At 61.8% G+C, this 2256-nt stretch carries 3 protein-coding genes; all 3 read right to left on the bottom strand.

Going from position 1 to position 2256, the window contains the following annotated elements; all coding sequences use genetic code 11:
- Positions 1-40: 40 nt before the first annotated feature.
- Genes cobC through cobU form a run of 3 tightly spaced genes read right to left on the bottom strand, consistent with a single transcriptional unit; the run spans position 41 to position 2186 of the window.
- Complete coding sequence (gene cobC / locus AC1DRJ_RS25015) at positions 41-616, bottom strand: alpha-ribazole phosphatase family protein (protein WP_477804518.1); 576 nt, start codon at positions 614-616, stop codon at positions 41-43.
- On the bottom strand, positions 613-1668 hold the full coding sequence (gene cobT / locus AC1DRJ_RS25020; protein WP_477804519.1) for a nicotinate-nucleotide--dimethylbenzimidazole phosphoribosyltransferase: 1056 nt from the start codon (positions 1666-1668) through the stop codon (positions 613-615). The genes cobC and cobT overlap by 4 nt, the downstream gene beginning before the upstream one ends.
- The gene (gene cobU / locus AC1DRJ_RS25025) at positions 1665-2186 is read right to left on the bottom strand and encodes a bifunctional adenosylcobinamide kinase/adenosylcobinamide-phosphate guanylyltransferase (RefSeq protein WP_477804520.1); all 522 of its coding nucleotides are present in this window, start codon (positions 2184-2186) and stop codon (positions 1665-1667) included. The genes cobT and cobU overlap by 4 nt, the downstream gene beginning before the upstream one ends.
- Positions 2187-2256 lie beyond the last annotated feature (70 nt).

Genomic DNA, 2256 nt, shown 5'->3' on the forward strand with positions numbered 1-2256 from the left:
CTGCTCAGGAATTGCAGGGCGATCCAGAAGGGCAGCATGATCAGATCGCTTCCTTGAGCAGAACGCCAGGTTCAACGCTCAACGAAAACAACGAGCCATGAGCGACTTCGACATTGAGCAACTGCTCACGCGGCAATCCCCGGGCTTGCGCCAGCAATAAACGCATGACGCCACCATGGCTGATCAACAGGACGCGCTCGCCAGCGTAGGCCACTGACAAGCGTTCGATGGCCGCCACTACCCGTTTGGAAAAGTCCGCCACCCGCTCGCCGTCCGGCGGCGTAAACGAATAAGGATCAGCCCAGAACTGCCCCAATGCCGCTGCATCGGTTTCCATCAACGCTGCTGCGCTCTGCCCTTCCCAGGCACCGAAATGCAGTTCTTGCAGGTCTTTGTCCAAGTGCACCGGCAACCCCAGTTGCGCGCCGAGCCCTTCGGCAAACCGCGCGCAACGCTGCAAGGGCGAGCTGACCAATCGATCCCACGGTCCCTGGTCCAAAACAGCCGCGCGCATCTGCTCCCAGCCTTTGGCGGTCAGTGCGTCATCGAGGCTGCCACGCAACCCGCCACCGAGTTCGGTCTCGCCATGTCGCAGCAGGTCCAGATGCAAGGTCATACCGGACGATCCGCAACGGCCGCTTCGGCGAAGGTCGCCATCTGCCCGTGAAGGTCGCAGGCCAGACGCAACAACGGCACTGCCAACGCCGCACCGCTGCCCTCGCCCAGACGCAGCCCCAAATCCAGCAGCGGTTCTGCGTTGAGGGTTTCCAGCACATGACGATGGCCCGGCTCGGCACCCCGATGGCCGAACAGCAACCACTGACGACAATCAGGATTCAAGCGCACCGCCACCAATGCCGCGACGCTGCAAATGAACCCGTCGACCAACACGGCCACGCCTTCTTGCGCGCACGCCAGATACGCGCCAACCAGCGCGGCAATTTCAAAGCCGCCGAGATTGAACAACGTCTGCAAAACATCCCCGCGCTGAGCACTGTGCAGCGCCAACGCACGTTCGATGACCTGAGCTTTGTGGCTGACGCCCGCCACGTCCAGACCGGTGCCCGGCCCAGCCAGATGAACCACCGGGCAATCGAGCAAGGCACAAGCCAATGCACTGGCGGCGGTGGTGTTGCCAATGCCCATTTCACCACCGATAAACAACTGCGCTCCGGCGGCGATGGCGCGCYGCACGCTGTCACGACCGGCCTGCATGGCGAGCTCACCCTGATCCGTCGTCATGGCCGGACCTTTGACGAAATTCGCCGTGCCGGGACCAACGTTCAAGTGGCGCACACCGGGCAGATTCAAGGTCGGCGTGACCGTGCCCAGATCCACTACTTCAAGGGAAGCGCCCAACTGCCGCGCCAACACACTGATCGCCGCGCCGCCAGTAACAAAGTTTTGCAGCATCTGCCCGGTGACTTCCTGAGGAAACGCCGACACGCCTTCAGCCACGACACCATGGTCACCGGCAAAAATCGCGATCCACAGATGATCCAGACCCGGCTTTACCTGCCCCTGCAACCCGGCCAATTGCACCGCCACCGACTCCAGTCGACCGAGCGAACCAGCTGGCTTGGTCAGTTGCTGCTGACGCGCCTGCGCCTGTTCGACGGCTTGCGCATTGATCTGCTTGCTCGGGTTCAGCCACCAGGATTGAGTCATAACGCAGTTCCTTTCAAAGTCAGGGGCAGGCCAGCGACGGTCAGGACGACACGCTGGCAGCGCTCGGCCAACGCCTGATGCAGCCAACCGGCCTCATCGACGTAGCGGCGAGTCAATTCGCCGAGCGGCACGACACCCATTCCGGTCTCGTTGCTGACAAAAATGATTTCACCCGGCAACGAGGCCAGGCAGTCCAATAAAGCTTCGCGTTCGGCGTTGAGGCGTTCGACGTCGTCGAGCATCAACAGATTGGTCATCCACAGCGTCAGGCAATCCACCAACAGGCAACGGTTGGCGTGGGCGGTTTCGCGCAGGACGCGTGCGAGTTCGACCGGTTCTTCGATCAATGCCCATTCGGCGGGACGCCGGGCGCGGTGATGGGCGACGCGGTCATTCATTTCACCGTCCAGCGGTTGGCTGGTGGCGATGTAGGTCACGGCAAGATGACTGTCGGTGGCGAGTTTTTCGGCCAGTCGACTTTTGCCGGAGCGGGCGCCGCCGAGRATGAGTTGGAGCATGGTTTATTCCTTAAAATCATCGGTGAGGCGCCTGCCGCCTTCGCGAGCAAGCCCGCTCCCACATTAGATC

The sequence above is a fragment of the Pseudomonas sp. P5_B2 genome (genome assembly GCF_056400445.1).